We start from the raw sequence: 7,013 nt of genomic DNA on the forward strand, positions 1-7,013 counted from the left end.
AAAACAGATTCGCCATTGATTGTTAATGCGGATACTCCATTGTCCTTTACGATTCCCTTTTAAAACATCCAGCCGATTTGAGGGCGGAAACCGTAAATCCTGAATCTCAATGGCCGCATCAATGGCGTTCAGTTTCATGAATGCCCGCTCTTGAATATCGCCAGGGAATTTTCGAGAAAAATCCCGACGAAAAATCTTCTCTGTTTCGCTACACCGAAAAGATCGAATCATGATTAAATAGTAAACTTTTTGTTTATTAATGTCAAGCAAAGAAATGGCGACCTTACCAAGAAATAATTACCATAATGTGTTATGAATTAATCATGCCCATTTTTTATTATTAGAAAAATTATTTCCAACCTCGTGCATATGTAACTATTTTATGGTTTGCTTTCTTCCGGTCTTTATGGTAAATAAAAACCATGAACGCGAAACAAAAGAAAACCCTTTCGCTGATCTTTGAAAAACCGACGCGATCCGATATTACATGGCAGGAAACCGTTTCGCTTCTCCTTGCTGCAGGCGCTGTGATGAAAGAGGGCAGAGGATCGCGTGTCAGGTTTAAATGCCGTGGTTACAGCCTGCATGTTCATGCTCCGCACCCTGAAAGGGTAGTGTCGAAAAGCACTGCGGACACGGTAAGAGATTTTTTGAGAGATATAGGAGTAACACCATGAAAAATGTATTGCAGCACAAAGGATATACCGGCAACGTTCAATTTGATGCCGATGACATGATCTTCCATGGCCGTGTCATGGGTCTGAAAAAAGCCCATATCAGCTATGAGGGAAAAACCGTTGACGAGCTTGTAACGGATTTCAAGAATGCCGTTAACGACTATCTTGATATGTGCGCCGAAGACGGCATTGAACCTGAAAAGCCTTTCAAAGGGTCTTTCAACCTTCGTCTTGATCCCGATCTTCATAAGCGCCTGGTAGTCAATGCCTTGAATGAAGGAAAAACCCTAAACGCCTTTGTCAAAGACGTCCTGGAAAAGGCGGTTACCGAAATTCAGCACACCTAGGGGTGAGCGTGTAGTCAATAAAAGAGGCCCGTAAGCATAACCTACGGGCCTCTGCTGTTTTTATGGTACATATACCAACCACCATGATTATACGAATGCAGCGGGGAGGGAAGATGCACGTAAGGGCAAAAACAGAAAACATAACCATCGTCCTGAATAAGCCGAAATATCCGGGCAATGTCGGATCCATAGCAAGGTGTGCAGGGAATATGGGGATTGAAAAAATCTCTGTGGTAGGCAATAGAGACCTTGCTATGGAGGAGATGAAACAGTTGGCTACCCATTTTGCAGCCGGGAGCGTGGATCGTATTCAGCACTTCGACCGCTTGGATGAAGCCCTGGCAAAGTTTCACTATATCGTCGGAGCGACATCAAGGCGGGGCTCCGGGAGAGGCCCTGTTGTCTCGCCCCGGGAGATGGCGGAGCGTCTGATTGATATATCCCGGTACAATGAAATAGCACTGCTTTTCGGGCCGGAGGATACGGGATTATCTAATGATGATTTGCAGTTCTGCCATCTTTTGGTAACCATTCCCACATCAAAACATCTTAAATCCATTAATCTTTCTCATGCCGTTATGATCCTCTGCTATGAGATCTTCACCGCTCATACGGAAACCCTGGAGGCCTTTACACCCCGTCTGGCCGACTCGGCGGAACTCGAAGGGATGTATGAGCAAATAAAGGCGTTGTTAATGAAAATCGGATTTCTCAAACCTGAAAATCCCGATTACTGGATGATGCATATCCGCCGTTTCCTTGCCAGAACGAAGCTCTTTTCCAAGGAGGTAAAGATCCTCCGTGGCATCTGCCGGCAATTAGACTGGTACGGGAGAAACAAAAAGACTTGACTTTCCATCGACAGAAAATTATTACTCAATCAAATTCCATGGGGGGTATAATCATGAAAAAGCACTTTTCCTTTACCGGGGCAAAAAAAATTGTCTTTGGCAACGGTTCCTTAGAGACGTTGGCAGATCATATTCGTGAACTGAAGGCGAGCCGTCCTCTGATTGTCCTTGATAGAAACATAGCGAAGACAGGACTCAGGGAAAGGGTTTCTGATATCCTTGGTAACGAGGGTTTCAAGATTACTTTCTTCGATCGGCAGGTCGAGGCCGAACCAAGGCTGGAGGTAGCCGATGAGGGAGCCAAAGCTGCCCGGAAGGGGAAATGTGATATTGTTGTGGGCATTGGTGGAGGAAGCGCTATGGATGTGGCAAAAGCCATTGCCGTTCTGGCAGCCAATAATGGCAGTGCAGCGGATTATTTAGGGCTGAATAAGGTTCCCGGCCCAGGGCTTCCCAAGATTATGATCCCTACAACTGCGGGAACAGGGAGCGAGGTCACCTTTACGGCTGTTTTTGTCCGGCAGAACTTGAAGAAAAAGGAGGGAATGAACAGCCCGTATCTCTATCCCGAACTGGCCCTCCTCGATCCGACGCTTACGCTCTCTCTCCCTTCCGTTTCAACAGCCTCAACGGGCATCGATGCCCTGTGTCACGCGATAGAATCCTACACATCAATTAATGCCTCACCGATGAGCGAAATGATTTCCCTGGAAGCTATTGGGTTGATTGCAGCGAACCTGCGAACCTGTGTCCATGACGGCAGCAACCTGGAGGCGAGGGAGCAGATGCTCCTGGGAAGCCTCTATGCGGGTTTGGGCCTGGCCAATGCGGGGGTCGGCGCCGTCCATGCCCTCTCCTATCCTCTTGGAGGGCAATATGGCGTCTCGCACGGGCTTGCCAATACGATCATGCTGCCCCATGTAATGGCTTTCAATCTGCCGGGAGCCCTGGAGAAATTTGCCGTCATCGCAGAAGTTATGGGAGAGGTGATTGATAATCTGCCTCTCCGTGAAGCGGCATATTTCGCAGTGGAAGCGGTACAATCGCTGATTGAAGATTGCGGTGTCTACACCACGCTTGAGGATTTGAACATCCCGGAGGAGGCACTGTCTGAGCTTGCTGAGGTTGCCATGACGGTGGTGAGGCCTCTGGAGAATAATCCCCGTAAAATGACTATAGAGGATGCCATCGAGATTTATGGAGAGGCATACTAAAATAAGAATTGAGTATCAATGTCATTGACTTAAGCACTTTGACCCCCCTCTTTTCTAAAGAGGGGTTGGGGGAGATTTAACGGGATGCAATTAAAATCCCACTGAAGCCCTCTTTACAAAGGGGGACTTGAAAGAGATAATATTCTTAAGTCAATGACATTGAATTTAGTACTATACTTGGAGGAAATTATGGCCGGTGCAGAACTTATTGGAAAAGAAGAAATAAAAGAGGTGATGGATGTTCTGGAAACAGGCGTCCTTATGAGATACGGATTTGATAAGGAGAGAAAAGGAATCTTCAAGGTACGCGAATTTGAAGAGGCTTTTGCACAATACTGCCAGGCAAAATACGCCCTGGGTGTAACCTCCGGTTCCTCGGCGCTCAAAGTAGCCCTTACGGCCATGGATGTGGGGCCGGGAGACGAGGTTATTTGTCCGGCCTTCACCTTTCTCGCCACGTATGAAGCAGTCATCGAGGTTGGCGCCATTCCGGTTATGGCAGATATTGATGCAACGCTGAACCTTGATCCGGATGACATCGAAAGGAAAATCACCCCCTGCACGAAGGCCGTCATTCCTGTACATATGTGCGGTGCACCGGCACATATCGACAAAATCATGGCTGTTGCCAGGAAGCACAACCTTCTCGTCCTTGAGGATAACGCTCAGGGCTGCGGCGGGAGCTATCGCGGGAAAAAGCTGGGGACATTCGGTGATATGGGTATCTTCAGTTTTGACTATTATAAGACAGTTACGACCGGTGAAGGGGGAATGGTTCTGACGGATAACAAAGATTTATTCCTCCGTGCCGAGTGGTATCATGACCATGGACATGACCATAATCCGAATGTCGGCAGGGCCATGGAAGGACGAACGATACTGGGGTTTAACTACCGGATGAATGAACTTCAGGGGGCCCTTGGCCTTGCCCAATTGAGGAAGCTTGATACCATTATCGCTCGCCAAAAGATAAACAAACAGGCAATCAAAGATGTTCTTCTCAACGTCAAGGGTATTACGTTCAGAGAAATTCCTGATCCTGCCGGCGATACGGCAACCTTTCTTGCGTTCAATCTGCCTGATGAGGGAACAGCAGCGAAGTTTCAGAAAGCCCTGGGAAGTGAAGGGGTTGATACGGTCTGCTTCAAGAACAATTTATGGCACTATGTTCCCAACTGGGAGAATTTTCTGGCTCTGTCAACGGCAAACTCAAAACAATATCCATTCACCGATCCCTCGTATAAAGGGAAGGTCGCTTACCGCAGGGAAAACATTCCCCAGGCGGAGGATATCCTTGGCCGGACCCTGGTGATGGGGATATCGGTCAAGATGCCCGAAGAGAAAATTTTAAAAATGAAAGAGGGTATTGAGAAAGCGGCAAAAAGTCTGTAGATAAGCCAAAACTCTCGTGGAGCAAACAAAGGAACTCTTGTATGATCATCGTCACTGGCGGTGCCGGATTTATCGGAAGCGCGTTCATCTGGAAACTCAATGCAGAGGGTATCGACGATATTTTAATTGTCGATGAACTTGGGCAGACGGAAAAGTGGAAAAATCTGGTGAACCGGCGTTACGTCGAGTACATTCACAAAGATGTTTTCCTCAGGATGATCTGTAGCGAACAGGTGCCATTCAAGCCACGGGCAATCTTCCACATGGGGGCATGTTCGTCCACGACGGAGCGTAATGCCGACTATTTGATGGACAATAATTACCACTATACATGCCGCTTGGCCGAATGGGCCCTCACGCAAGATGTCCGCTTTATCTATGCGAGTTCGGCTGCCACCTATGGGGATGGTTCCCAGGGATTTTCCGATGAAAATTCGGCGACGGCGACACTTCGCCCGATTAATATGTACGGGTATTCAAAACAGCTCTTTGACCTCTGGACTCTGCGATTCAAAGCAGAGAATAAGGTAGTCGGGATCAAATTTTTCAATGTCTTCGGTCCCAACGAGTATCATAAGGGCGACATGCGAAGTATTGTTCATAAGGCCTTTGAACAGATCAGGGACACGGGGAAGGTCCGGCTCTTCAAGTCTTATAAGCATGAATACAGCGATGGCGGGCAGATGCGCGATTTTGTCTATATCAAGGACTGCGTTGAGATCATGTGGTGGTTGTTTGAACATCCTGAAGTCAACGGCATCTTCAATTTAGGAACCGGTCAGGCACGGACATGGAATGACCTGATCCATGCTGTCTTTTCAGCCATGAATCTGGAACCCCGGATTGAGTATTTCGACATGCCGCCGGAGATCCGTAATCAATACCAGTATTTTACCGAGGCGAAAATGGAAAAACTCCGTGCGACGGCGTGCCCGGCTGCGTTTCGCCCGTTAGAAGCGGCGGTTCATGACTACGTCGCGAATTACTTACAGAAGACAGACCCACACCTATGAAAGTCATCTGCATCATACCTGCCCGCTATGACTCCACCCGCTTTCCGGGTAAGCCTATCGCTGATCTGTGCGGCAGGCCCCTGATCCGTCACGTCTATGAACGTGTGTTGAGGGCAAAAACAGTTTCTTATGCCGCTGTGGCCACGGATGATGAAAGGATCTTTGCCGCCGTGCAGAAATTTGGAGGCCATGCCATCATGACGTCGGCGACACACAGGTCAGGCACAGACCGGATTGCCGAAGCCCTTTCCAAGCTTGATTTCAAGGATACGGATATTGTCGTCAATATTCAGGGTGATCAGCCCCTCTTTGAACCTTCTCAGATTGATGAAGTTGCAAAACCGTTATTGGATGACCCGACCATCCCCATGACCACCCTTATCTATAAAATTGTGAGAGCAGAGGAGATTACCCACCCCAATGCGGTAAAGGTCGTCTTTGACAAAGACCATTTTGCCATCTATTTTTCCCGGGCGACCATCCCTTGCGTCCGAGACAAAGGACTTGAAGTATCATATTACAAGCACCACGGGATATATGCCTATAGGAGGGACTTTCTCGAAACCTTTACCCGCCTTCCGGAAGGAGTTCTGGAAAAACTGGAGGCCCTCGAGCAACTGAGGGCTATGGAGCATGGCTACAGAATCAAGGTTGTGGAGACACGGTACGACTCTGTGGAGGTTGATACCCCCCAGGAGCTTGAGAGGGTGAAAAACCTTATAACAGAGAGCGGGGGTTTATGACAAAAGGAGATAACAATGGTCGATCTGGATTATTTGAAAAAGATCAAATTGGTATCCAAGCCCATGGGCCAAGAGATTGTGGCGAGGTTCTTATTGCACACCAATTACCGTATTTTTGCTAAAGTGGACATTCAGATCGAGAATATCGACCGTATTCCCCGTGATGAGAACGTGATTTTTGCCATGAATCACACAGATCGCTTCAATTACTGGCCTTTCCAGTATAAGCTTAGGAGCATGAAGTGTTTTTCATACTGCACGGTCTGGGTGAAGGGCAAGTATTACCGGAACACCCTGCTTGCAAAAGGCCTTGACCTGTGTAATCTCATCCCCGTTCCCTCGATGGGGTATTTAATCGAGGAATTTTACAGGAAGAAATTCAAAGATCGACTCGATAAAAGCGTCTACAGGGCAATGAAAGATATCATTGACGGCAAGTATGACAGTATCGAATCCTATCCCAAAAGGGCATCGGAGGCGCTTACTTCATTGGGGGATCACTTCGTTGAGTTTATTCGCGATTACTATGATCTCGTCATGGAACAGGTGGCGGAATTAAGCAGGGTAGCACTCTTTGAAAAGGGCCTCAATCTTATCATTTTCCCTGAAGGTACCAGGGGAACCCAGTTAGGGGAAGGGAAAACAGGGATTGCGCAACTTGCCCTGAACACGGGGAAAAGGATATTTCCCGTCGGTTGTAATAATTCGGATCAGTTGTATACAGGGAGTTTGCCTTTTGCGAAAAGCGGGCGGATAATCTACCGGGTAGGAGAGCC

Annotated in this window: 9 protein-coding genes; 8 read left to right on the forward strand and 1 reads right to left on the reverse strand. The window is 47.8% G+C overall.

Going from position 1 to position 7,013, the window contains the following annotated elements; genetic code table 11:
- Positions 1 to 231: type II toxin-antitoxin system RelE/ParE family toxin (locus NTW12_00150; protein MCX5844766.1), on the reverse strand; the 231-nt coding region annotated here is incomplete at its 3' end.
- A 191-nt stretch (positions 232 to 422) separates the two neighbouring features.
- Between NTW12_00150 and NTW12_00155 the strand changes: the two genes are divergently transcribed.
- The 8 genes from NTW12_00155 to NTW12_00190 all read left to right on the forward strand — a co-directional run.
- Positions 423 to 677: a type II toxin-antitoxin system HicA family toxin gene (locus NTW12_00155; GenBank protein ID MCX5844767.1), complete on the forward strand. Its 255-nt coding sequence runs from the start codon at positions 423 to 425 to the stop codon at positions 675 to 677.
- Complete coding sequence (locus tag NTW12_00160) at positions 674 to 1,024, forward strand: type II toxin-antitoxin system HicB family antitoxin (GenBank protein ID MCX5844768.1); 351 nt, start codon at positions 674 to 676, stop codon at positions 1,022 to 1,024. The genes NTW12_00155 and NTW12_00160 overlap by 4 nt, the downstream gene beginning before the upstream one ends.
- Before the next feature lie 113 nt (positions 1,025 to 1,137).
- Positions 1,138 to 1,875, forward strand: coding sequence for an RNA methyltransferase (locus tag NTW12_00165; protein MCX5844769.1), 738 nt, complete (start codon positions 1,138 to 1,140; stop codon positions 1,873 to 1,875).
- Between the two features lie 53 nt (positions 1,876 to 1,928).
- Positions 1,929 to 3,089 carry an iron-containing alcohol dehydrogenase gene (locus tag NTW12_00170; protein MCX5844770.1) on the forward strand — a complete coding sequence of 387 codons (1,161 nt, stop codon included), beginning with the start codon at positions 1,929 to 1,931 and terminating at the stop codon, positions 3,087 to 3,089.
- Positions 3,090 to 3,278: 189 nt separating this feature from the next.
- The gene (locus NTW12_00175; protein ID MCX5844771.1) at positions 3,279 to 4,481 is read left to right on the forward strand and encodes a DegT/DnrJ/EryC1/StrS family aminotransferase; all 1,203 of its coding nucleotides are present in this window, start codon (positions 3,279 to 3,281) and stop codon (positions 4,479 to 4,481) included.
- Between the two features lie 41 nt (positions 4,482 to 4,522).
- Positions 4,523 to 5,494 (forward strand): ADP-glyceromanno-heptose 6-epimerase, encoded by a 972-nt coding sequence (gene rfaD / locus NTW12_00180; GenBank protein ID MCX5844772.1) that lies wholly within the window; start codon positions 4,523 to 4,525, stop codon positions 5,492 to 5,494.
- Positions 5,491 to 6,237 (forward strand): 3-deoxy-manno-octulosonate cytidylyltransferase, encoded by a 747-nt coding sequence (gene kdsB, locus NTW12_00185; GenBank protein MCX5844773.1) that lies wholly within the window; start codon positions 5,491 to 5,493, stop codon positions 6,235 to 6,237. The genes rfaD and kdsB overlap by 4 nt, the downstream gene beginning before the upstream one ends.
- A 15-nt stretch (positions 6,238 to 6,252) precedes the next feature.
- Positions 6,253 to 7,013: 1-acyl-sn-glycerol-3-phosphate acyltransferase (locus tag NTW12_00190; GenBank protein MCX5844774.1), on the forward strand; the 761-nt coding region annotated here is incomplete at its 3' end.

The organism is Deltaproteobacteria bacterium, from assembly GCA_026388545.1.
Lineage (GTDB): Bacteria > Desulfobacterota > Syntrophia > Syntrophales > UBA2185 > JAPLJS01.

Excerpts from the sequence above, each read along its gene's own strand:
- NTW12_00155 (MCX5844767.1), top strand. The coding sequence starts at position 423 with ATGAACGCGAAACAAAAGAAAACCCTTTCGCTGATCTTTGAAAAACCG.
- NTW12_00160 (MCX5844768.1), top strand. The coding sequence starts at position 674 with ATGAAAAATGTATTGCAGCACAAAGGATATACCGGCAACGTTCAATTT.
- NTW12_00165 (MCX5844769.1), top strand. The coding sequence starts at position 1,138 with ATGCACGTAAGGGCAAAAACAGAAAACATAACCATCGTCCTGAATAAG.
- NTW12_00170 (MCX5844770.1), top strand. The coding sequence starts at position 1,929 with ATGAAAAAGCACTTTTCCTTTACCGGGGCAAAAAAAATTGTCTTTGGC.
- NTW12_00175 (MCX5844771.1), top strand. The coding sequence starts at position 3,279 with ATGGCCGGTGCAGAACTTATTGGAAAAGAAGAAATAAAAGAGGTGATG.
- rfaD (MCX5844772.1), top strand. The coding sequence starts at position 4,523 with ATGATCATCGTCACTGGCGGTGCCGGATTTATCGGAAGCGCGTTCATC.
- kdsB (MCX5844773.1), top strand. The coding sequence starts at position 5,491 with ATGAAAGTCATCTGCATCATACCTGCCCGCTATGACTCCACCCGCTTT.